This window comes from Pseudomonas sp. P4_B3 (genome assembly GCF_056402295.1).
Map to the genome: position 1 here is coordinate 230,175 of NZ_JBFUHR010000011.1, position 22,651 is coordinate 252,825.

The window sequence follows — 22,651 nt, forward strand, 5'->3', positions numbered from 1 at the left end:
GTGCTTTAATTTTCAGGTGGTCGCATGAGGCGACTTATTAATAAAATGGAAATTTAAATGACTGATATAAGTGTTCACTCAGTGGCTCAAGTCGCATTTGATGATGCCATGCAGGACAAGTATTTCGAAGGCATTGCGGCAGAACTGAAAAACGTCGCGCCACGGGGGCGGACCAAGCGCTCCACCTCGATCCTGAGCGCAGCATCGAGTGATTCGTCGGCGCAAGGTGTCGGGACTTCGGTAGTAGGGCCCTCGCTGGTGGTGTTCGACCAGGCGCTTTCGGAGGAAGACAGGCAGGATGCGCTGGACTGCCAGCAGTTTGCTGAAGCGGTGGTCCGGCGCCTGCCCAAGGGAACCAGCAACGAAGAGCGGTACCATAAGTACAACCAGGCATTGTTGGCAGTGGGTTGGGTGACGGAAAGCTTCACCTACAAGAAATACGTCAGCAAGCAGCTCACCATCACGATGAATGAGGCAGTGTTGCAGGTACTGGAGACCGTCATTTCCAGTGGTGCGAGCAGTGTCCTGAACCTGGTGGCGTCGGGTTTCAGCAAGCTTAAGGGCGATAAGGATGCACTGAAGATTGTCGATGCCGGCAGCAAGAAAAACGATGTCGTCAGCTTCAAGGCTGTGCCTTGCATTACGACGCCAGGCGGTGGCATGGCCATGTTGATGGGCGGCCTTGACTTGGTGGATAAGGAATATAACGGAAACTTTTTATTCGTGACTTACAAGACTCAAGGTTTGCAGGTTTTCCAGGGCGCCGGTGTGCGCAACTTTAATCGGCGTGCATTCGAGCGAAAGAAAAATATGGTGTATGCCTATAACGACCAATTTGCCGATGGTCTTTTCAAACAATTGACAGGTCAATAAGGTGGGCAGGCTTTGATCGAAGTAACCGATTAAAGCACTGGCTGTATGGGGGTAAATATGCCCGAGTCTGTTAATGCTGTCGTAGTGGGTGGTTGCCTGTTGTCCTTTACCCAGCGGGTAAGTTTGCAAGACCAGGAGGATATACAGGACTGCCTGTTGTACGCGGAACTGGCGGCCAATGAGAAATACCCGGGCCAGGTGTCGAGGAAGGTCTGGTTCGACTATTTTCAAGGGCGATTGCTCAAGGCGGGATACACGCTCAAGACCATCGTTCCGGCCGAACCGATCCTGGTCACGAGTGTCCGACAATTGCTCAGCGCCAGTTATAGCGTGATTGGCCGCTTGGGCGTGGAGACCTTGGGCCAGCTCCTCGAGGACACCTATCAGGCGTTGCGGCTGGATGAGTTTGCCTGGAACTTCTTTCGCGGCAATGTCGCCAATGGCGGCTCGGGCATCCTCAAGTGCGCGCCTTGCGAGCGGCTCGCCTCGGGTGAAGTGGTCGTCTGCCTGCTTGGCTTGCGCTACATCGCGACCGTGATTGAACGCGACTTTTTCCTGTGGAGCGAGTTCAATCGAGAGCTGGCGATCATTCCCAATGGCGGGGTGTTTGTGTTCAACCGACGGGTGTTTGAAAACTACCGTAAACGGGTCCACGAAAAAATCGAAGCTTATTCGAACAAGGTGTTCGTGCGCAAACTCCAGTCCTGACTGAAAGGCTTTACACACAATAAAAAGGCAAGGCCCTGTGATTGATGCACAGGGCCTTGTTTTCGGGGTTGGACAAGCCGTCGCTTCAAGGCACCAGGTAACCCTTGACTCCGGTGAAGATGATCTGCGCCGCCAGCGCGCACACAAACAATCCCATCAATCGGCTGACTATCTGTAAGCCCTGATCGCCGAGAATGCGTTCGATGCGGCTGGACAGATAAAGCACCACCCCCACGGTGAAGCTGGCAAGGGCAATGCTGACAATGGCGGTGAGTTTGTCGTCCCAGTGCGGCTGGCTCACGCCCATCACGAGTAAGGCACCGATGGTGCCGGGGCCGACCGTCAGCGGAATGGTCAGCGGGACAATGGTCACATCCTGCTGCACGTTGTCGGTCTGTACCGCCGATTTGCCTTGTGCCATCCCTAGTGCCGAGATGAACAGGACACTGCCTGCGCCGATGCGGAATGCGTCCACGGTGATGCCGAAAACACTGAAAATCACTCGGCCGAACAAGTACAGCAGAACACTGGAGACCAGGGTGGCGACCGCTACTTTCCAGGCCAGCCGACGCTGTTCCTTGCGCGAATAACCACGGGTCAGGCTGATGAAGCAGGACAACACGAAGAATGGGCTGTAGAGCACCAGCATCTTCAGGTAAACGCTGAACAACACATGGAGCATGGTGCCGGGCTCACTGGCGAGGGAAGTCGAGGGGGAGTCTATCAGGGGTTGCGCAGTCTGTCGGCTCAGGACGTTTGGGTCGTTGCGCGATTCTGCTGGTCACGCTGGGCGACCCAGTGCTCGATCAGTTCGCGCAGCTGCGACAGTTCCACCGGTTTGGCCATGTGCCCGTCCATGCCGGCCTGCCGCGCACGTTCTTTGTGTTCGGCCAGGATATGGGCGGTCAATGCCACCACGGGGGTTCGGACCCGCTGGTTGCTGACTTCCCAGGCACGCAATTGCTGGGTGGCCGAGAAGCCGTCGAGGATCGGCATTTCGCAGTCCATCAGCACCAGGTCGTAACGCTGGGCTTTCATCGCTTGCAAGGCTTCTTCGCCGTTGCAGGCAGTATCCGGTTGCAGATTGAGCTTGCTCAGCATGCCGCGGATCACCTTGGTCGAGATGCTGTTGTCTTCGGCCACCAGAATGCGGAAGTCGCAGGGGACCTTGACCGGCAGGACCTGGCCGCTTGGCACGGGCTGGGTAGCGACGAGACCTTTGTTGCGTTGGGTCAGTTCGTCGGCCAGAGTGGTCTTGAGGGTGTAGCCGGCTACCGGTTTGGCGAGGATGCGCTTGATCCCGGAATTGCGCGCAATGATCTTGCTCGGTGCGTTGCTGATGCCGGTGAGCATGATCAGCAGGATGTCGTGGTTCAGGCTCGGGTCTTCCTTGATCTTGGCCGCCAGTTGCATGCCGGTCATGCCGGGCATGTTCTGGTCCAGCAGGACCACATCGAAGTAATCACGCAAATGAGCCTTGGTGCGCAGCAGTGCAAGCGCTTCCTTGCCGGAAGGCGCAGCGCTGACGTTCAGGCCCCAGGCGCTGCATTGCTGCACCAGTACCTTGCGACAGGTGTCATTGTCGTCCACCACCAATACCCGCGCACCTTGCAGAGGGCCGTCGAGGTCGGAGGTCGGGTGTTCGAGGCGATCCGGGTCCAGCGGCAGGGTCAGCCACAGCGTGCTGCCCTGGTTGCTGCCGCTCTTGATTCCGAACTCCCCTTGCATCAAGCGGATCAGCTGGCGGGCAATCACCAGCCCCAGGTTGCCGCCCGGATGGGTGGCCGAAAGGAAATGCCGGCTGTGCAGTTCGGCGTGCATCAGGGCGTCTCGTTCTTCGGCGTCCATGGGCTCGCCGCTGTCCTGCACGGCAATACGCAGGCGTGGTTTGTTGTTGCGCTCGTCGAGCGCCACGACGATCAGGATTTCGCCTTCATCGGTTTTTTTCAGGGCGTTTTCCAGCAGGCTCAACAGGGTCTGGCGCAAGCGTGTCGGGTCACCGCTGATCACCCGCGGCACTTGCGGCTGGATGAAGCTGATCAACTCGACGTTTTGCTGCTCGGCCTTGGCGCGGAAGATGCTCAGGCAGTCTTCGATCAGCGCGTTGAGGTCGAACTGCACATCGTCCAGCTCGATCTGCCCGGACTCGAGTTTTGAAATGTCGAGAATTTCGTTGATCAGTGTCAGCAGCTCGTTGCCGGCGCTGTGGATCGTCTGCACATAGTCGCGTTGCTTGACCGAAAGCGGCGTGCCCAGCAGCAGCTCGGTCATACCGAGGACGCCGTTCATCGGTGTGCGGATCTCATGGCTGATTTTCGCCAGGAACTCGGCCTTGGCGTTGATCTCGGCGTTGCTGGCCGCCAGGTCACGGCTGATGCTGAAACGGTCTTCGGTGATGCGGCGCTGGCGCTCGCTCAATGCAATGCTCATCAGCAGGCCGCTGATGCAGATGAACACCAGCAAGGTGGTGAGCAGGCCATGGGGCTCGATCAGGGTCAGCCCCAACAGGGCGGGCAGGATGATCAGTGTCCCGAGGTTGAACACCACCATGGCCACCACGAAGAGGCGAGCCGGGCGATAACCTTTTTGCCAGTGATAGACGCTGATGAACAGCATGGTCAGGCCTGCCAAGGCTACCAGGCCGTAGGTAATGAAGTTCAGCGGCAAGGTATTGACGAACAGCAGCATCAGGCCGCAGATGATGATGAGCAGGATCTCGCCGAGCAGCAACCGGTTCAGCGGGTGCGGCCCGAGCGGGGAGAAGAAGCGATAGGCAAGCATCAGACCGCAGGGCGCCGTCATTAACAATGCCAGGTAAGCCCCCGGCGTTTGCAGTGCATGCCAGTCCGGCAGCCAGGGACCAGCGAGGTTCAGCAACAGCAGCAGGCTGAGCATCAACAACCCTTCGCACGTCGCCAACCAGAGGGCGCTGTGCGAGCGGGTGTAGGTGTAGCGGATGAGATTGTGCAGGATCAACATGGCGATGCAACCGAAAAGCAGGCCATAGATCAGCGTCTGGTTCTGGTTGGCAGCCGCGAGGATCGCCGATTGCAGGGTGATATAGGGGCGTAACTGGTGGTCGGAGGTCAGTCGCAGGTAAACGTCGAGGGGGGTGTCGCTTTGCGGCAGGGCCAGCATGAAGTCGCTGCTGGGCAATGGTCGCTCGGATTGCGGCTGTTCGTTGCCCGTGCTGGATTGATCGATCAGCTTGTCGCCGTCCAGCACGTACATGTTGAACTGGCGCAGGTCAGGCGCGAACACTCGCAGCAACTGTTCGTGGTTACCCGGCGCAAGCCTGAATCGCAACCATAACGCGCCATCGGGTTCGGCCGCGGTAATGCGGTCGAGTTCGATAGGGCTGAATTGATTGGTATAGCGTGCGGAACGGATGTCGCTCAGTTGCAAGTCGCCCTGTTCGTCGAGCAATACCGCCCAGCCACTGCCTTGCGTGGCCTGGGCCGGTAGCATGCAGAGCAAGGTCAGCAAAGTGACGGTCAAGCTTATGGCAATCCTGAGCCAGCGCACGGCGAAATCCCTTCGTTAGGTTGATGCCAGAATATAACGATGCGCGACGCCGGAACAGCCAGGCAATAAACCGTGTTCATTGCCTGGCGCGGTGTTTACCTTATTCCTGATTTTCGCCACGCTCGCGGGCAATGGCACGGTAGCCAATGTCCTTGCGATAGAAACAGCCTTCCCAGTCAATCGATGCCGCCAGTTTGTAAGCCTGCTGCTGTGCAGCGTCGACGCTGGCGCCCATGGCCGTGGCACAAAGCACTCGACCACCGGCCGTTACGACTTGACCGTCCTTGAGCGCAGTACCGGCGTGGAAGACTTTGCCTTCCAGTGCAGCTGCTGCATCCAGGCCGTTGATGGCCACACCTTTGGCGTAGTCACCAGGATAGCCGCCTGCGGCCAGCACGATACCGACGCTCGGACGTGGATCCCATTGCGCTTCGACCTTGTCCAGCGCCTGCGCCAGAGCCGCTTCGACCAACAGCACCAGGCTCGACTGCAAGCGCAGCATCACCGGCTGGGTTTCAGGGTCGCCGAAACGGCAGTTGAATTCGATGACTTTTGGGTTACCAGCCTTGTCGATCATCAGGCCGGCGTACAGGAAGCCAGTGTAGACATTGCCTTCCTCGGCCATGCCGCGCACGGTCGGCCAGATCACCAGGTCCATGACGCGCTTGTGCACGTCGGCGGTGACCACTGGTGCCGGGGAGTAAGCCCCCATGCCACCGGTGTTTGGACCGGTGTCGCCGTCACCGACGCGTTTGTGGTCCTGGCTGGTGGCCATCGGCAGCACGTTCTTGCCGTCGACCATGACGATGAAGCTGGCTTCTTCGCCGTCCAGGAATTCTTCGATGACCACGCGCGAACCCGCATCGCCAAAGGCATTGCCCGCCAGCATGTCGCGCACGGCGTCTTCGGCTTCAGCCAGGGTCATGGCGACGATCACGCCTTTGCCGGCGGCCAGGCCGTCGGCCTTGATCACGATCGGAGCGCCTTTTTCACGCAGGTAGGCCAGGGCTGGCTCGATTTCGGTGAAGTTCTGGTAGTCGGCAGTCGGGATCTTGTGGCGAGCCAGGAAGTCCTTGGTGAAGGCTTTCGAACCTTCCAGCTGTGCAGCGCCGGCGGTCGGACCGAAGCAATCGAGGCCGCGGCTGCGGAACAGATCCACAACACCGGCAACCAGAGGCACTTCAGGGCCAACGATGGTCAGGGAAACGTTTTTCTCGGCAAAGTCTGCCAGTTGCTCAAGCGCCAGTACGTCAATGGCGACGTTCTCGCACTTGGCTTCGATGGCGGTACCGGCGTTGCCCGGAGCCACGAACACCTTCTGCACACGCGGATCCTGAGCCACTTTCCAGGCCAGGGCGTGTTCACGGCCACCGCTGCCAATGATCAAAACATTCATTTCAAAAACCTCAAAATTCTGTGGGTGCGCTGCAAAACCCCTGTGTAACTACTGTGTAGGAGCTGCCGAAGGCTCGGGCCGCGTTCGGACGATCTTTTGATCTTGCCTTTTAAAAACAAGATCAAAAGATCGCAGCCTCGTTTCACTCGACAGCTCCTGCAGAGCTCCTACACACAGAGGGAGCGGGTATCAGTGGCGGAAGTGGCGCATGCCCGTAAAGACCATGGCGATACCAGCCTCGTCAGCTGCTGCAATCACTTCGTTGTCACGCATCGAACCGCCCGGCTGGATCACCGCAGTGATACCGGCCTTGGCCGCGTTGTCGATGCCGTCGCGGAACGGGAAGAACGCGTCGGATGCCATGACCGCACCTTGAACCTGCAAGCCGGCATGTTCTGCCTTGATTGCAGCAATTCGCGCGGAGTTCACGCGGCTCATCTGGCCGGCGCCGACACCGATGGTCTGGCGGTTCTTGGCGTAGACGATGGCATTGGACTTCACGTACTTGGCGACTTTCCAGGCGAAGATCAGGTCGTTGATTTCCTGTTCGGACGGTGCGCGCTTGGTGACCACTTTCAGGTCGTCGGCGCCGATCATGCCGATGTCGCGGCTCTGTACCAGCAGGCCTCCATTGACGCGCTTGTAGTCCCAGGCCGCCGCGCGGTCAGCCGACCACTCGCCGCAGGCCAGCAGGCGTACGTTGGCTTTGGCGGCGACGATGGCGCGGGCTTCTTCGCTGACCGATGGAGCGATGATCACTTCGACGAACTGACGTTCGACGATGGCCTTGGCGGTCTCGGCGTCCAGTTCGCGGTTGAAGGCGATGATGCCGCCGAAGGCGGATTCGGTGTCGGTGGCGTAGGCCAGGTCGTAGGCCTTGCGGATGCCGCCTTCGGCATCAGGGCTGACAGCCACGCCGCACGGGTTGGCGTGCTTGACGATCACGCAAGCCGGCTTGACGAAGCTCTTCACGCACTCCAGCGCGGCATCGGTGTCGGCCACGTTGTTGTACGACAGTTCCTTGCCTTGCAGTTGGGTCGCGGTGGCGATGCCGACTTCGGCAGGCTTGGCCTCCACGTAGAACGCCGCGCTCTGGTGCGGGTTCTCACCGTAGCGCATTTCCTGGGCCTTGATGAACTGGCTGTTGAAGGTGCGCGGGAACTCGCTGCGACCTTCTGTGCTGAGGGTGTCAGCAGCCTGGTTCACGGTGCCCATGTAGTTGGCGATCATGCCGTCATAGGCGGCGGTGTGCTCGAAGGCCTTGAGCATCAGGTCGAAACGCTGAGCGTAGGTCAGGCCGCCGGCCTTGAGGTTTTCCAGGACGCGGGCGTAATCGCTGGCGTTGACCACGATGGCCACATCCTTGTGGTTCTTGGCAGCGGAACGGACCATGGTCGGGCCGCCGATGTCGATGTTTTCGATGGCGGTCGGCAGGTCGCAACCTGGCTTGTTGATGGTGGCTTCGAACGGGTACAGGTTGACCGCAACCAGATCGATCGGCTTGATGCCGTGCTCGTTCATGATGGCGTCGTCGATACCGCGACGACCGAGGATCCCGCCGTGGATTTTCGGGTGCAGGGTCTTCACCCGACCGTCCATCATTTCGGCAAAGCCGGTGTAATCAGCGACTTCCACTGCGGCAACGCCGTTGTCCTGCAGCAGCTTGAACGTCCCGCCGGTGGAGAGGATCTCGACGCCCAGGGCTTCAAGCTCCTTGGCGAATTCGAGGATCCCGGTCTTGTCGGAAACGCTGATCAAGGCGCGGCGGATCGGCAGGCGGGTAGTCTGGTCGGTCATCTCAATTTCCATCAAAAGCAAAGGAAGTCAGCAAAAAAGGCGACCGGTTTACGCGGGCGCCTTTCTGGTTTGATTGAATGCTTACAGCAAATCGTACTGCTTGAGTTTCTTGCGCAGCGTGCCTCGGTTCAGTCCGAGCATCTCGCTGGCCTTGGTCTGGTTGCCCTTGACGTAATTCATCACGCACTCGAGCAGGGGAGCCTCGACTTCGGAGAGCACCAGGTTGTACACATCCGTGACGGCAGCGCCCTCAAGGTGGGCGAAATAATTGTGCAGCGCCTTCTCGACACTCCCGCGAAGGGTCTGGCCTTCTTCGCTTGGCGTATTGAGGTGCTGTTTCAAATTTACGTTGTCGCTCACGGGTGTTGTTCCACTCACTAAAGTCTCGGTCATCATCGTCATGCGGCCACCCACTCTCCGTCCCCTGTCAGGCTCTTGTAACGCTCGGCGAAAAACGCCCGAACGTTGGCGCATTGTGTATCCGTACCATCCAAACGATTGAAGTGGGCGCGAAACTCCCTGGCGCCCGGCAGGGTTGCGAGATACCAGCCCACATGCTTTCGAGCAATGCGCACACCCATGACATCGCCATAGAAGGCGTGCAGGGCGGCCAGATGCTCTAGCAGAATGCGTTCCACCTCGATCAGTTCCAGCGCCGGGAGCTTCTCGCCGGTACGCAGGAAATGGTCGATCTCGCGAAAAATCCATGGCCGCCCCTGGGCAGCCCGGCCAATCAACAAACCATCGGCACCGGTCGCGTCGAGCACGTACCGGGCTTTTTCCGGCGAATCGATATCGCCGTTGGCGAAGACCGGAATCGACACCGCCTGCTTGATCGCGGCAATGGTGTCGTACTCGGCAACACCTGTGTACAGGTCGGCACGGGTGCGGCCATGCACCGCCAGCGCCGTAATGCCTGCCTGCTCGGCGATTTTTGCCACCGTCAGGCCATTCTTGTTGTCCCGGTCCCAACCGGTCCGGATCTTCAGGGTAACCGGCACATCGACCGCAGCCACGACGGCCTGCAGGATCTCGGTTACCAGGGATTCATCCTTCAACAGTGCGGAACCGGCAGCCTTGTTGCAGACTTTTTTTGCCGGACAGCCCATGTTGATATCAATAATCTGCGCGCCCATTTCAACGTTGGCACGGGCGGCGTCCGCCAGCATCTGCGCGTCCCCACCGGCGATCTGTACCGAGCGTGGCTCGGGATCACCTTTGTGGATCATGCGCATGCGCGACTTGCGGGTGTTCCACAAACTCATGTCGCTGGTGACCATTTCCGAGACCACTAGTCCCGCGCCCAAGCGCTTGCACAGCTGACGAAAGGGCTGGTCGGTGACGCCCGCCATGGGGGCGAGAATCAAGCTGTTATGTAATGTGTATGGGCCGATGCGTACCGCCGACATAGGACTTCCCTGTTGTGGGGCCGGATCATGGGAGTTCGAAAAAGGGTTGGCATGATACCCGCTCTCGATGACTGGATAAAGGCTGAATTGAACAAATTCTGAACAGTTATTCTGTTATTACCCGTGGTTTGGTTTGCCGGGTGGATTCAGAAAGCCGACGTCAATCGGGGAGCGATGGAGCGTTTCACTCCGGAGAGTGGAAGCTCAGACTGTAGTTCACGGCCTTGGCGCCGGGGTCGAGAATGTCCAGGGCGATGTGGATCGGCGTTTGCGGAGGCATTTCCGCCATGCCTTCGAGATCGCCATTGAGGTACTCGCCGGGTTTGAAGCGGCGACTGGCGATCAGGTGGCCATTGAGATCGGCGAAGCGCAGTTCCAGCAGCGGGAAGGGCTGGGAGAAGGGCGCGCGGTTATAGATGATCGCATCGACCACCAGGGCGCCATTGAACTCGGGATGGCTGCGCACCACCAGGTTGCTGCTCTTGATTTTCGCTATGTCGACCTTGGAGGGCACGGTGCAGCCGATTTGCGGGCACAGTTGCTGGAACCACGGGCGATATTGATCCTGTCGCGCCAGTTCGTCGAAATGGTAGGCGATGTACTGGCCGGCGAGGGCGCCAGCGGCAATCAGCACCAGCAGCAACCACAACAGCCGTCGGCCCCAGGGCGAGCGGCGTTTTTGCCAGTCCAGTTGCAGCGGGTCGTCGGTCAGATCTTGCAGCACTTCGGCACGCACGCCCGGCTCGCTGCGTTCACGCCGCTTGCGCAGCGGTTCGATCGAGGGCAGGTCGTCGTCGATTTCGTTCTCGTCGGCGGCCGACAGGCGTTCGTGGCTCAGCGGCGCATCGAGCGGGTCGTTCAGGCGCAGCTGGGGTGGTTGCTGCTCGTCGTCGAGATCAACCGGTTCCAGGGACAGCGAAGGTTCGGTGCGCGAGGCTTTTCTCGGTTCGACCGTCGGCTCTGGCGATTCAAGGCTGTCGAGTGGTTCGTCGAGTTGCGCACGATCGGCCGCCGACTCACTGAACAGGCTGTCGGACCACGGCTCCTCGTCATCCTGCCCGGTGCTGTCACGACGGGCGCTCAGCGAGTCGTCGCGATGGCGGCCGAGCTCGGTGGTCGGCTGGATCTCCCTCTGTTCGAGCCGGGCGAGTTCTTCGTCGAGGTCGAGACTGTCCAGGTCCAGCTCGGTGGCGCTCCATTGCTTTTGGCTGATGGCGCGCGGCGGCGCTGCTTCGAGGGGCTGCGCAGGCTGCTCAGGCGGGAGCGGCTTCGCTGCCGGTGGTTCCTTGCCGGCCTGCTCAAGCAGCTGCCTGGCGGCATTGAACACCTGCAGGCAGGAGCCACAGCGAACCACACCGCGCGCCACGCTCAACTGGGCATGGCTGACGCGGAAGCTGGTTTGGCAATGCGGGCACTGAGTGACGAAGCTATCGGTCATGCGGCGATCCGGATTATGCAGACGGCCATTCTAGCGCCGACGGCCAGTGATGCGCACCCAGCCATCGCGATTGGCGATCGGGTCCAGATCGAAGTCCTTGGCGTAGGCGGCTGCGACTTCGTCGCCCTGTTCGGCGAGGATGCCCGACAGCGCCAGGCGACCGCCGGACTTGACCAGGCCGGACAACTGCGGCGCCAGGGAGACCAGCGGGCCGGCGAGAATGTTGGCCACCAGCACGTCAGCCTGAACCTGTGGCAAGTCTTGCGGCAGATACAGCGGGAAGAGCTCATCGGCAATGTTGTTGCGTCCGGCATTGTCGCGTGAGGCTTCCAGTGCCTGCACGTCGATATCGGTGCCCACGGCCTCTCTGGCGCCGAGCAACAGCGAGGCAATCGCCAGAATCCCCGAACCGCAACCGAAGTCCAGCACGTTGCAGCCTTTCAGATCCTGACCGTCGAGCCATTCCAGGCACAGCGCGGTGGTCGGGTGGGTGCCGGTGCCAAACGCCAGGCCCGGGTCCAGCAGCAAATTCACGGCATCCGGTTCCGGCGCGGCGTGCCAGCTCGGCACAATCCACAGGCGCTGGCCGAAACGCATTGGCTGGAAACCGTCCATCCAGCTGCGTTCCCAGTCCTGATCTTCGATCACTTCGCTGTGGTGCTCGGGCAGCGGGCTGCCGGTCAGCAGCTCCAGATGGGCCAGTACCGGGCCTGGCTCGGTGCCACCTTCGAACAGGGCCAGCAGGTGCGTGTGGGACCACAGCGGCGTGGTGTTGAGTTCTGGCTCGAAGATCGGCTGATCTTCGGCGTCCATGAAGGTCACCGACACGGCGCCCACTTCAAGGAAAGCGTCTTCATAGGTTTCGGCTTGTTCTGGGCTGATGGCGAGACGTACTTGCAGCCAAGGCATGGCGGGCACCTTTGAAAAATGTTGATTGCAGCCTAGCGGGCTGCGAGAAGCGCGCAAGTTTACGCGAGCGCGCGGCAGAACACGACCATGGCGCAAAAGCAAAAGATCGCAGCCTGCGGCAGCTCCTACAGGGGAATGCATTCCAAATGTAGGAGCTGCCGCAGGCTCGGTCCGCGCTCGGGCGATCTTTTGATCTTTCTTTCCCGCAAACAACAAAGCCGCCCGAAGGCGGCCTTGTTGATGGGGTCGAAGCTTAGTGCTTCTCGCCAGCCAGCTTGTGCTCGAGGTAGTGAATGTTCACGCCCCCTTTGCAGAAGCCTTCATCGCGGGTCAGGTCGCGGTGCAACGGGATGTTGGTCTTGATCCCGTCGACCACGATTTCGTCCAGCGCATTGCGCATGCGCGCCATGGCTTCGTCACGGGTTGCGCCGTAGGTGATCAGCTTGCCAATCAACGAATCGTAGTTCGGTGGAACGGCATAGCCACTGTACAGGTGCGAGTCGACGCGAACGCCGTTGCCGCCTGGCGCGTGGAAATGCTTGACCGTGCCCGGGCTCGGCATGAAGGTTTTCGGGTCTTCGGCGTTGATCCGGCATTCCAGTGCGTGACCGCGGATGACCACGTCATCCTGGGTGAACGACAGCTTGTTGCCGGCGGCGATGCTGAGCATCTCCTTGACGATGTCGATGCCGGTGACCATTTCCGAAACCGGATGCTCTACCTGGACACGAGTGTTCATCTCGATGAAGTAGAAGCGACCGTTTTCGTACAGGAACTCGAAAGTGCCTGCGCCACGGTAGCCGATATCGATGCACGCCCTGACGCAGCGTGCGAGTACTTCCTCACGTGCGTTCTCGTCGATGCCCGGTGCCGGCGCTTCTTCAAGAACCTTCTGGTGACGACGTTGCAGCGAGCAGTCGCGGTCGCCCAGATGGATAGCGTGACCCTGGCCATCGGAAAGTACCTGGACTTCCACGTGACGTGGGTTGGTCAGAAACTTTTCCAGATAGACCATCGGGTTGCCGAACGCCGCGCCTGCTTCGGAGCGGGTCAGTTTCGCCGAGGAAATCAGGTCTTCTTCTTTGTGCACAACGCGCATGCCGCGACCACCGCCGCCGCCAGCGGCCTTGATGATCACCGGGTAACCGACTTCGCGACCGATGCGCAGAGCGGTTTCTTCGTCTTCCGGCAGCGGGCCGTCAGAACCCGGAACAGTCGGTACGCCGGCAGCGATCATGGCGTGCTTGGCCGATACCTTGTCGCCCATCAGGCGAATGGTTTCGGCTTTCGGGCCAATGAACGCGAAGCCGGAATTCTCGACCTGTTCGGCGAAGTCGGCGTTTTCCGCAAGGAAACCGTAGCCCGGGTGAATGGCGGTGGCGCCAGTCACTTCGGCCGCGGCAATGATTGCCGGAATGTGCAGGTAGGAATGGGCGGCCGATGCCGGACCGATGCAGACGGATTCGTCTGCCAGGCCCAGGTGCATCAGTTCCTTGTCAGCCTTGGAGTAAACGGCGACGGTCTTGATGCCCATTTCTTTGCAGGCGCGCAGGATCCGCAGGGCGATCTCACCGCGGTTGGCGATCAGAACTTTTTCCAACTTCGCAGTCATCAAAGGCTCTCCGCGGTTCAAACGATGGTGAACAGCGGTTGGTCGTACTCAACCGGCTGGCCGTCTTCGACGAGGATGGATTCGATCACACCGCTGGTTTCAGCTTCGATGTGGTTCATCATCTTCATGGCTTCAACGATGCACAGGGTGTCGCCTTTCTTCACGGTCTGGCCGACTTCCACGAAGGACGGCGAGGTTGGCGAAGACTTGCGATAGAAAGTACCGACCATCGGCGAACGGGCAACGGTGCCGTTCAGTGCTGGCGCGGCCGGAGCAGCAGGTGCGGCAGCGGCAGCCGGAGCGGCGGCAGCGACAGGCGCGGCAGCCGGAGCATGCATTGGAGCTGGTGCGTAGTACTGCTGAGCCGGGGTCTTGCTATGACGGCTGATGCGTACGGACTCTTCGCCTTCCTTGATCTCGAGCTCGTCGATGCCGGACTCTTCCAGCAATTCGATCAGTTTCTTAACTTTACGGATATCCATGAATCATCAACTCCCAAGGGTCGGTCAGGGGCGGTTAACTTGTTGTTCAAGCTGTTCCAGGGCGGCCTCCAGGGCCAGTCGATAACCGCTGGCGCCAAGGCCGCAGATCACTCCCACCGCTACGTCGGAGAAGTAAGAGTGATGGCGGAAAGGTTCGCGTTTGTGCACGTTAGACAAATGCACTTCGATGAATGGGATGCTCACCGCCAGCAGCGCGTCACGTAATGCGACACTTGTATGTGTAAAAGCTGCTGGGTTGATCAGAATGAAGTCCACGCCTTCAATGCGGGCAGCGTGAATGCGGTCGATCAATTCGTACTCGGCATTGCTTTGCAGGTGCAGCAGATGGTGACCGGCTTCGCGGGCACGGCGTTCCAGGTCCTGGTTGATCTGCGCCAGCGTCGTGGCGCCGTAGGTGCCCGGTTCACGAGTGCCGAGCAAGTTCAGGTTGGGTCCGTGCAGAACGAGTAACGTCGCCATCGGCGGTTCCTATGTTATCTGTGAGCAATTGTCAGAACCCGGCGACTATGCCGCAAAGCCTTTGTGACTGTCCAGTTCTCTGCAATAGCCAGCACGATGACCGATGTTTGCGCGAAATATATGACTGCTTGATTAAATGTGGTCATTCGCCCTGGCAACACGTTCGGCGAAGTCCCTGGCGTTGATCTCGCCGATCACCCGTACATCGGCGCGTTCGACACCATCCTTGCCAAAAAACATCAGCGCCGGAGGACCGAACAACTGGTAACGGTCGAGCAGGGTGCGTTGCTCGGCGTTGCTGGCGGTGATGTCGAAGCGGATCAGCCGGTAACCCTTGAGGCGTTCGATGACGACAGGGTCGTCCAGCACCTCATGTTCGATGACTTTGCAGCTGATGCACCAGTCGGCGTACCAGTCGAGCAGCAGCGGTGTGCCGGATGACCGGGCCTCGGCGAGCACGCGGTCCAGATCGGCGGAAGTGCTGACGGTTTGCCAGACACTGGTGCCTTGTACAGGCTGGTTGCCCTCGACGACGTGCGGCTGGCCAATCGGATTGAAGGGGTCGGTCTGGCCGCTGAACGCGCCGTACCAGCAGGCCAGGGCGTAAAACACCAGGAACATTCCGAGCAACTGCCCGAGACGCTTGCGCGGCGGCTTGTAGACGAACTCCAGCGCGCCCATGAACAAGCCGACGCCACCGGCCAGAAGCCCGATCAACAGCAAACTGACCTGGCCGGGCAAGACCCGGCTGAGCAGGCCGATCGCCAGTCCCAGCAACAACACGCCAATCGCGTTTTTCACGTAGACCAGCCACGGACCGCTTTTCGGCAGCCAGGCTGCGCCACCGGTGGCCACCAGCAACAGCGGTGCGCCCATGCCGAGGCCGAGCATGAACAGTTTCAAGCCGCCGCCCAGCGCATCGCCACTGGCGCTGATGTACAACAGCGCGCCGGCCAATGGCGCCGAAACACAGGGTGAAACCAGCAAGCTGGAGACCACGCCCAACACCGCAGCGCCCCACAGTGAGCCGCCTTTGGCGCGACCGGCGATGCGGTCCAGGCGACTGCTGATGGCGTGCGGCAATTTGAGTTCGAAGACGCCGAACATCGCCAACGCGAACAGCGCAAAAAACATCGCGAAAGGCACTAGTACCCAGGCCGATTGCAGCCGCGCCTGCAGATTGAGCTGGGCGCCGAATAGCCCCATCAGCGCACCGAGCAGGGCAAAGCAGGCGGCCATCGGCAGCACATAAGCCAGTGACAGATTGAAACCGCGCCAGCCACCGACCTGGCCGCGCAGCACCACGCCGGACAGGATCGGCAGCATGGGCAGCACGCATGGCGTGAACGTCAGGCCCAGGCCCGCGAGGAAAAACAGCGCCAGTTCACGCCAGCTCCATGGAGAAGCCGTCGCCGGAGCGCCGCTGCCGTCGATGCTCAAACGCTCGGTTTCCGGTGGATAGCACAAACCTTTGTCGGCGCAACCCTGATAGGTCACGGCCAGAGTGAAGGCGCGCTGATCGGTGCGTGGTAACTCGACGTCGAGAATGCCGTGGTAGACCTCGACGTCGCCGAAGTATTCATCGTGCTTTTTCTGACCCTCGGGCAGTTTCGCAGCGCCGAGGACGACATCGGCCGGGTCGGTGCGAAATTGAAAGCGGTGGCGGTAGAGGTAATAACCTTCGGTGGCGACGAAACGCAGCTTGATCGATTGCGGCGTGCTGTCTACCAGGCTCAACTGGAAGGCTTCACGCACCGGCAGGAAGTCGGCGCTGTTGTTGATCGAGCCCAGGGTCGAACTGGGGCGATTCTCCAGCAAGCCAGTGGCGCTGACCGGCAGGGCGAACACTAAAAACAGCAGGCAAAGCAAACGGCGCATGACGATCTCGCGTATCGGAATTGGGGGGATGATAGCGGACAGTAGTGCGGTGTGCAGAGCCAAGGATGTGTGGTGATTGAACTGACGCCTTCGCTGGCAAGCCAGCTCCTACAGAAACTCCGCGCACCTGTAGGAGCTGGCTTGCCAGCGAAGGCGGTCTGTCAGACGCGAAAAGCCTGAACGGCCGTATGCAATCGCCCACCCAGTACAAGCAGGTTCTCCCCTTGCTCACGCCCTTCGCCGATACGCAGCAGGTTATCCCCACCCAACTGGTGAATCCGCTCACTGTGGTCGCGGATCTCGCTGACAGCGCCGCTTTGCTGGGCTGTGACATCGGCGATGCGGACCGCCGTGTCGGAAATGGTCTGGATCGCCCCGACGATTTTATCCAGCGCACCATCGGCGGCCTGGGCCTGGTTGGCCGTGGCCTCGGCGTGTTCGACCTGGGCGCGCATGCCTTCCACCGATTGCCGTGCGGCGGTTTGCAGCCCTGCGATCAGCGTCTGGATTTCCGCCGTGGCCCCGGCTGTACGTTGCGCCAGTGAGCGCACCTCTTCCGCCACCACGGCAAAGCCTCGGCCCATTTCCCCGGCCCGGGCCGCCTCGATGGCGGCGTTCAAGGCCAGCAGGTTGGTCTGGTCGGCAATCGAGCGGATCACCGTCAACACGCCGCCGATGGTGGCCGACTCTTCGGCCAGGTGTTCGATCATTTGTGCATTGCCTTGCACTTCATCCACCAGCGCATGCAGGCCGGCGAGGCTCAGGCCGATGACTTTCTGTCCATGCTCCACGGCGAGGCCGGCGTGGCGGCTGGCATCGGCGGCCTGGCTGGCATCGCCGGCGACTTGTTGGATGGTCGCTTCCAGCTCACTGAGGGAATCGCGGATCAGTGCCGTGTCGCCGGCCTGATGCTCGGCACCGCTGTGCAAGTCGTTGCTCAGGTCAGCCAGGGTGCGACTGCTGCCGGCCACCTGTTCGGCGTTGCGGCGAATGGTCCCCACCAAGTCCACCAGATAGGCGCGCAAGCGGTTGAGCGACGCTTCAATGTCATGCAGTTCGCGGTTGGTGTTACCCAGTTGAATGTCGTGGCTGAAGTCGCCTTCGGCCCAGGTCGAGAGGGCCGGAGCGAGGTTCGTCAGGGTCCGTGCCAGTTTGCGCTGCAGGGTGTCTATCAGCAGTGCGATCAACAGAATCAAACCGATCATCACACCTTGCATCAGCCGCACTTCACCCTGGATCTGCCCATGCTGGGCGCGCACCACCGGTTCCAGCCCGGCAATGGCCTGTTGCACGTCGGCGATTTTCACGTGAGTCGCGGCGCTGAGGTCGGCGCGTTTCTGGATTTGATCGCGAGTGCGCGTGAGCTCGGCCGGATAGCGGGTGAGCAGGCTGTTGAGTTCGCGCTTGAGGCCGACACCAGCATCTTCGGCGACGGTTTTTTCCTTGTTCTCAAGGCCCATCATCGAGGCGAAATCGTCGGTGTTCGACTCGTTGCTGGTGGTCACGCCCAGCAAGGGCAGGGCGTCGAGTTTCTCTGCCTGGGTGCGGATGTTGGCCACTTCGCGTTCGACATCGAAGGCCAGTTCACTGCGGCCGCTGCTGACCAGTTTGTCCCGGGCCAGGGACAATTTGCCCAGGTGCTGCGATGCGGTGAGCAGCGGCGTCAGGTAGGCCGCATTGCCACTGGCGTACTGGCTGAGCTGATCGAGACTGGCACCCAGTTCCCGCTCGGCCTGTAGCAGCAAGGCCTGCGGATCGCCTGCCAGTTTGCCGGCGGCCAGCAGGTCGGTTTTGCTGAATTCTTCAAGGGTCGACAGGCTGGGGCGCAGCGTCTCGGCCAAGGCCGGTGGCAATTCGCCGAGTTCTTTCTTCAGGCTGTCGATGCCTTGGGAGGCACTGCTCAGGCGCAGTGCATCGCCGCTGCCCAAGTAATCCTCGACGCTGCGGGCCACTTCATTCTGAAACTGCTGCGACAGGCCCAGGTAGCGCTCCATTAATAGATACGGACGCTCAAGGGCCTTCTGCGACCACCACAGCGTAGCGCCGAGGGCCACGCACACGGCCACCAGAAGGAGGGTATTGAGATTGGTCAGCAGCTTCAGGCGCATTACGGACTACCAACGGCAGAAATGGTAAGTGCCTGAAGTTATTGCGTTTCTGTTACAGGGTTATGACTGTATCGGTCGACTCCGATAAAAAAGTGGCACTTTGCTTTGATGTGCGAGCGGCCTGTATTCGATTGCGTCCGCCATGTTTGGCGCGATACAGCGCATCATCTGCCTGACTGGCCATCATCAGGCTGTCAGAGCTTTCGCATAACTCCACCAACCCGGCGCTGAAGGTGCACCACAGATCCTGGGGTTGCGCGGGGTAGTGAATCTCGGCAAAACGCTGTCGGATTTCATCAAGCACGTTGTAGGCCGCTTCGATATCGGTGTCCGGCATGACAATGGCGAACTCTTCACCACCGTAGCGGCCAATGAAGTCGGTTTTGCGCAGGCGTTGCTTGAGAAACAGCGCCAGGCTCTTGATCACCCGGTCACCCATGGGGTGACCGTGGCTGTCGTTGACCCGTTTGAAATGGTCGATGTCGAGCATGGCAAAGCTCAGCGGCTTGCTTTCGCGGCGGGCGCGGAACGAGCAGTCTTCGAGCAATTGCAGGATATGCGTGTGGTTGTACAGGCCGGTGAGACTGTCGCGGACCATTCGTGCCTTGAGGTTGCGTGCCCGTGCCGCGCGGTTACGCACGGTGGTGATCAGGTGCCGGGGCTTGATCGGTTTGGTCAGGAAGTCATCGCCGCCTTCGCTCATGGCGTCGAGCTGTTTGTCCAGGTCGTCTTCGGCCGACAGGTAAATGATCGGCACGCTGACGTAACGGTCGTTATGGCGGATCACCTTGGCCAGTTCCGTGCCGGTGCAGGCCGGCATGTACATGTCTAGGATGATCAGGTCCGGCTGGAAATCCGCCAGTTCGGCCATGGCCTGGATCGGCTCGATCAACGTCCGGGTGACGATCCCTGCGCTGTTGAGCAGGCGCTCGGTGTGCAGGGCCTGGGCGCGGGAGTCGTCGATGATCAGCACTTTATAAGGTTCGTACTGGGCAACGCAGGTCAGGACTTCGATCTTCTCCAGCAGGCTCGACGCTTCGAGGGTACCGGTGAGGAACTCCTGGCCGCCGGCACGCACGGCGGCGAGGCGGGTCGGGGTGTCGGTTTCGTGCAGGCTGAAGAACAGCAGCGGCAAGCGATGGTCCAGGCCTTCCTGGGCTTCGGCGGCCAGTTTCAGGCCGACGCCGGGGCCGCTGAAATCCACGTCCATGACAATCGCCGCCGGCAAGCGCTCGACCATCGATGAGCGAAACGCGTCTACGCTGTCCAGGGACTGGGCACTGAGCCCGAAGAATTCCAGTTGTTTGGCCAGGCGCTCGGCGCGGCCGTGATCCTGCAGCATCACATAGACGGGCTTGCGCAGCGGTGGCAGGAAGGTCTGATCGAGTTGGTCGCCATGGCGCAGGCCGGTACGTGACAGGCGCTGCATCAAGCGATTGAGGTCGGTGATCAGGCCGCTGCTCAGGCGTCCGCGATTGGCGTCGACCGCCTCCAGGGACTGACCGATGTGACGTGCCAATTGCGTGTGTTCCGGTTGTTCGAAACGCTCGGCGAAACGCAGCAGACGCAGATTGGCCTCGCTCAATTCCGACAGGTCGGCGGTGGACCACTCACTGCGTTGCAGGCGCTGCCATATCTCAAGAATCTGACGAGCCTGATGAATTACCCGCTGGGCAAAGTGGTGCTTGAGGCGCTCGCGGCTGGGGTCTTCTGGCTCGGTCATATCCTGACTACTAGTTAGGGTGCACGCTGAGGTCGACTGGTGGCTCTATGCTAGCACCACTTTTCCATTACATGAGTGCTGTACGTCAATAATCTGCAATGTCGCTTCATTCAATTTGTGATCGATCGGTCTGATTCTGGGCTGTTTAGTCGCCGTGTGCGGAGGCGAAGTGCCGTGAATCAGGGCGCTTGACGGGCGTAGGGCAGCAATTGGCGGGTGACAGACCATTGGTCATTTACGGCGGTCTGAGCGGTGCGGATCGGCCAGTTTTTATTGGCCTCAGGGAGCAGGGATTCCCTTGGGGCGTGTCATCCAAACCATTAGGAGGATTTCGACGGCAACACAGTCATCTGGTGGGCAGGAACTCTTTTCATCCGCAAGACCGGTAATTTTCCGCATCGGTGCGATGGCGGGTGCCGGGCCAAGGCACGTTGTTGTATGGTTGTGGTCGAACCGTTGACCTCAAGAGCTTGAAAGGATATCGCCATGCTGGACTGGAAGAACCGCACAGGCAGTGCGCCTGAACGTGCCGCTGAACCGAAGTCGGAGACCCGCAGTTATCTGGGCGGTCTGTTGTTCAGCCGGGCGCTGGCCACTTTGCTGGGCATCTACCTGTTGGTGGCGAGTGTCCTGGGCTGGTACTGGAGCCAGGAGCCGGCGCTGTTCCCGGTCCAGCAGACCGCTCAACTGGCGGCCGAGAAAGAAGGCAAGCAGATGGTCGTTGGCTACACCACAGTGGAAACCCTGAAGACCGTCGCCGGCACCTTGCTGACCAAGCCGGGCGGCTATATTTCCAACGACCGATTTCCGCCAGGCCTGTGGATGGACAACATGCCGAGCTGGGAATACGGTGTGCTGGTGCAGGTCCGCGACCTGAGCCGGGCAATGCGTAAAGACTTCGCCCGTTCGCAGTCGCAGTCCGCCGAAGACGCCGACCTGGCCAAGGCCGAGCCGCGTTTCAACTTCGACAACAAGAGCTGGGTGCTGCCATCCAGCGAGTCCGAATATCAGGAAGGCATCAATTCTCTGAGTCGCTATCAGGCGCGCCTGTCCGATCCGAACCAGAAGAGCGCGCTGTTCTATGCCCGCGCCGATAACCTGAACAACTGGCTGGGTGATGTCGGCACCCGTCTGGGTTCGCTGTCGCAACGGCTGTCGGCCAGTGTGGGCCGAGTCAAGCTCAACACCGCGTTGAAAACCGAGGTGGTAGCACCGGGCGTGGCGCCGCAGGTCGACGAAGAAATCGTTGAAACCCCATGGTTGCAAATCGACAACGTGTTCTACGAAGCCCGCGGCCAGGCCTGGGCGTTGTCGCATTTGCTGCGCGCCATTGAAGTCGACTTCGCCGACGTACTGGCAAAGAAGAACGCCACGGTCAGCGTGCGCCAGATCATTCGTGAACTGGAGGCGTCGCAGGAGCCGGTATGGAGCCCGATGATCCTCAACGGCAGTGGCTTCGGCGTACTGGCCAACCACTCGCTGGTCATGGCCAACTACATTTCCCGGGCCAACGCCGCGGTGATCGATTTGCGTCAATTGCTCAATCAGGGCTGAGTCATGGTCGATAACACCAGGGAAGCCGCGCACCGCGCGGCGTCCGATGCCGAACAGATCGCCTGGGTCGACGAGCAGGACAACCTGCTCGGCGCCCTGGTCCGTTCCGACTTGCGCGAGCGCGGGCTGATCGGGCGTGGCACCTACATCATGTTGTTCAATTCCGCTGGCGAGTTGTGCGTGCACCGGCGCACCCTGAGCAAGGCGATCTATCCCGGTTTCTGGGACGTGGCGGCGGGCGGCATGGTGCTCGCCAGTGAAACCTACGCCGAGTCGGCGGCCCGGGAGCTGGAGGAAGAGCTGGGAGTGAGTGGCGTGGAACTGACCGCTCATGACCATTTTTTCTTCGAGGACACCGGCAATCGCCTGTGGTGTTCGGCGTTCTCGGCGGTATGGGACGGCCCGTTGATCCTGCAACCGGAAGAGGTGCTGGAAGCGCGCTTTATCCCCATTGATCAGGTCATGCTGGAAATCGGGCAAAAGCCTTATTGCCCGGACTCTCTGGCCGCGTTGAAGCGCTATTTGCGCTCACACCGGATCGACGTCGCAAAACAGCTATAAATTGGCGCCGATTGGCTCTTAGCAATCGGCGTTTTTGCCGTTACACTGCGCGACTTTTCAAACTGAACCGGTATTGCCCGTTGTAGGAGCTGCCGCAGGCTGCGATCTTTTGACTTTGCTTTTGCGTCGAAATAAAAAGATCGCAGCCTCGTTGCACTCGTCAGCTCCTACAAAGAGTCGTACCGTTTCAGTAGCGCT

18 protein-coding genes are annotated in these 22,651 nt (G+C 60.3%); 4 read left to right on the forward strand and 14 right to left on the reverse strand.

From position 1 onward, the window contains the following. The first annotated feature begins 57 nt into the window (after window positions 1-57). Complete coding sequence (locus AC1DWG_RS15410; protein WP_477763617.1) at window positions 58-873, forward strand: hypothetical protein; 816 nt, start codon at window positions 58-60, stop codon at window positions 871-873. A 57-nt stretch (window positions 874-930) separates the two neighbouring features. Beyond that, window positions 931-1,581 carry a hypothetical protein gene (locus AC1DWG_RS15415; protein WP_477787961.1) on the forward strand — a complete coding sequence of 217 codons (651 nt, stop codon included), beginning with the start codon at window positions 931-933 and terminating at the stop codon, window positions 1,579-1,581. Between the two features lie 85 nt (window positions 1,582-1,666). Here AC1DWG_RS15415 and AC1DWG_RS15420 read toward each other — a convergent pair whose 3' ends face one another. The 14 genes from AC1DWG_RS15420 to gcbA all read right to left on the reverse strand — a co-directional run bounded on the left by AC1DWG_RS15420 (window position 1,667) and on the right by gcbA (window position 20,338). Then, window positions 1,667-2,263 carry a MarC family protein gene (locus tag AC1DWG_RS15420; protein ID WP_111284385.1) on the reverse strand — a complete coding sequence of 199 codons (597 nt, stop codon included), beginning with the start codon at window positions 2,261-2,263 and terminating at the stop codon, window positions 1,667-1,669. 65 nt (window positions 2,264-2,328) lie between these two features. Then, window positions 2,329-5,106, reverse strand: a complete 2,778-nt coding sequence (locus AC1DWG_RS15425; protein ID WP_477763615.1) for a hybrid sensor histidine kinase/response regulator — start codon at window positions 5,104-5,106, stop codon at window positions 2,329-2,331. A 100-nt stretch (window positions 5,107-5,206) separates the two neighbouring features. Next, complete coding sequence (gene purD, locus AC1DWG_RS15430; protein WP_477753243.1) at window positions 5,207-6,502, reverse strand: phosphoribosylamine--glycine ligase; 1,296 nt, start codon at window positions 6,500-6,502, stop codon at window positions 5,207-5,209. Window positions 6,503-6,691: 189 nt separating this feature from the next. After that, on the reverse strand, window positions 6,692-8,299 hold the full coding sequence (gene purH / locus AC1DWG_RS15435) for a bifunctional phosphoribosylaminoimidazolecarboxamide formyltransferase/IMP cyclohydrolase (RefSeq protein ID WP_477763614.1): 1,608 nt from the start codon (window positions 8,297-8,299) through the stop codon (window positions 6,692-6,694). A gap of 81 nt (window positions 8,300-8,380) precedes the next feature. Beyond that, complete coding sequence (fis, locus tag AC1DWG_RS15440; RefSeq protein WP_015093301.1) at window positions 8,381-8,701, reverse strand: DNA-binding transcriptional regulator Fis; 321 nt, start codon at window positions 8,699-8,701, stop codon at window positions 8,381-8,383. Beyond that, window positions 8,698-9,708 carry a tRNA dihydrouridine synthase DusB gene (gene dusB / locus AC1DWG_RS15445; RefSeq protein ID WP_477753241.1) on the reverse strand — a complete coding sequence of 337 codons (1,011 nt, stop codon included), beginning with the start codon at window positions 9,706-9,708 and terminating at the stop codon, window positions 8,698-8,700. The genes fis and dusB overlap by 4 nt, the downstream gene beginning before the upstream one ends. A 184-nt stretch (window positions 9,709-9,892) precedes the next feature. Beyond that, on the reverse strand, window positions 9,893-11,146 hold the full coding sequence (locus AC1DWG_RS15450; protein ID WP_477787962.1) for a DUF3426 domain-containing protein: 1,254 nt from the start codon (window positions 11,144-11,146) through the stop codon (window positions 9,893-9,895). Between the two features lie 30 nt (window positions 11,147-11,176). Next, window positions 11,177-12,055, reverse strand: coding sequence for a 50S ribosomal protein L11 methyltransferase (gene prmA, locus AC1DWG_RS15455; RefSeq protein WP_477763612.1), 879 nt, complete (start codon window positions 12,053-12,055; stop codon window positions 11,177-11,179). A gap of 253 nt (window positions 12,056-12,308) precedes the next feature. Continuing rightward, window positions 12,309-13,667 carry an acetyl-CoA carboxylase biotin carboxylase subunit gene (accC, locus tag AC1DWG_RS15460; RefSeq protein ID WP_477756862.1) on the reverse strand — a complete coding sequence of 453 codons (1,359 nt, stop codon included), beginning with the start codon at window positions 13,665-13,667 and terminating at the stop codon, window positions 12,309-12,311. Window positions 13,668-13,684: 17 nt separating this feature from the next. After that, a complete protein-coding gene (gene accB, locus AC1DWG_RS15465) occupies window positions 13,685-14,149 on the reverse strand; it encodes an acetyl-CoA carboxylase biotin carboxyl carrier protein (protein ID WP_477756861.1) in 465 nt (154 codons plus the stop codon). Between the two features lie 24 nt (window positions 14,150-14,173). Further along, window positions 14,174-14,629, reverse strand: a complete 456-nt coding sequence (gene aroQ, locus AC1DWG_RS15470; protein WP_477763611.1) for a type II 3-dehydroquinate dehydratase — start codon at window positions 14,627-14,629, stop codon at window positions 14,174-14,176. 132 nt (window positions 14,630-14,761) lie between these two features. Further along, a complete protein-coding gene (locus AC1DWG_RS15475) occupies window positions 14,762-16,507 on the reverse strand; it encodes a protein-disulfide reductase DsbD (RefSeq protein WP_477787963.1) in 1,746 nt (581 codons plus the stop codon). Window positions 16,508-16,668: 161 nt separating this feature from the next. Continuing rightward, a complete protein-coding gene (locus AC1DWG_RS15480) occupies window positions 16,669-18,615 on the reverse strand; it encodes a methyl-accepting chemotaxis protein (RefSeq protein WP_477787964.1) in 1,947 nt (648 codons plus the stop codon). Window positions 18,616-18,667: 52 nt separating this feature from the next. Then, entirely contained in the window at window positions 18,668-20,338 is a 1,671-nt protein-coding gene (gene gcbA, locus AC1DWG_RS15485; protein ID WP_477787965.1) for a diguanylate cyclase GcbA, read from the reverse strand. Between the two features lie 486 nt (window positions 20,339-20,824). Here gcbA and AC1DWG_RS15490 point away from each other — a divergent pair, with 486 nt between their 5' ends. After that, complete coding sequence (locus AC1DWG_RS15490; RefSeq protein ID WP_108219840.1) at window positions 20,825-21,892, forward strand: DUF2333 family protein; 1,068 nt, start codon at window positions 20,825-20,827, stop codon at window positions 21,890-21,892. A gap of 3 nt (window positions 21,893-21,895) precedes the next feature. Further along, on the forward strand, window positions 21,896-22,453 hold the full coding sequence (locus AC1DWG_RS15495) for an NUDIX hydrolase (RefSeq protein WP_477754463.1): 558 nt from the start codon (window positions 21,896-21,898) through the stop codon (window positions 22,451-22,453). Window positions 22,454-22,651: the final 198 nt, after the last annotated feature.

Coding starts and splice junctions, on each gene's coding strand:
- dusB (WP_477753241.1), bottom strand. CDS start 9,708: ATGTCGGCGGTACGCATCGGCCCATACACATTACATAACAGCTTGATT.
- AC1DWG_RS15490 (WP_108219840.1), top strand. CDS start 20,825: ATGCTGGACTGGAAGAACCGCACAGGCAGTGCGCCTGAACGTGCCGCT.
- purD (WP_477753243.1), bottom strand. CDS start 6,502: ATGAATGTTTTGATCATTGGCAGCGGTGGCCGTGAACACGCCCTGGCC.
- AC1DWG_RS15450 (WP_477787962.1), bottom strand. CDS start 11,146: ATGACCGATAGCTTCGTCACTCAGTGCCCGCATTGCCAAACCAGCTTC.
- accC (WP_477756862.1), bottom strand. CDS start 13,667: ATGACTGCGAAGTTGGAAAAAGTTCTGATCGCCAACCGCGGTGAGATC.
- aroQ (WP_477763611.1), bottom strand. CDS start 14,629: ATGGCGACGTTACTCGTTCTGCACGGACCCAACCTGAACTTGCTCGGC.
- fis (WP_015093301.1), bottom strand. CDS start 8,701: ATGACGATGATGACCGAGACTTTAGTGAGTGGAACAACACCCGTGAGC.
- AC1DWG_RS15410 (WP_477763617.1), top strand. CDS start 58: ATGACTGATATAAGTGTTCACTCAGTGGCTCAAGTCGCATTTGATGAT.
- AC1DWG_RS15475 (WP_477787963.1), bottom strand. CDS start 16,507: ATGCGCCGTTTGCTTTGCCTGCTGTTTTTAGTGTTCGCCCTGCCGGTC.
- purH (WP_477763614.1), bottom strand. CDS start 8,299: ATGACCGACCAGACTACCCGCCTGCCGATCCGCCGCGCCTTGATCAGC.
- accB (WP_477756861.1), bottom strand. CDS start 14,149: ATGGATATCCGTAAAGTTAAGAAACTGATCGAATTGCTGGAAGAGTCC.
- AC1DWG_RS15480 (WP_477787964.1), bottom strand. CDS start 18,615: ATGCGCCTGAAGCTGCTGACCAATCTCAATACCCTCCTTCTGGTGGCC.
- gcbA (WP_477787965.1), bottom strand. CDS start 20,338: ATGACCGAGCCAGAAGACCCCAGCCGCGAGCGCCTCAAGCACCACTTT.
- AC1DWG_RS15415 (WP_477787961.1), top strand. CDS start 931: ATGCCCGAGTCTGTTAATGCTGTCGTAGTGGGTGGTTGCCTGTTGTCC.
- prmA (WP_477763612.1), bottom strand. CDS start 12,055: ATGCCTTGGCTGCAAGTACGTCTCGCCATCAGCCCAGAACAAGCCGAA.
- AC1DWG_RS15420 (WP_111284385.1), bottom strand. CDS start 2,263: ATGCTCCATGTGTTGTTCAGCGTTTACCTGAAGATGCTGGTGCTCTAC.
- AC1DWG_RS15495 (WP_477754463.1), top strand. CDS start 21,896: ATGGTCGATAACACCAGGGAAGCCGCGCACCGCGCGGCGTCCGATGCC.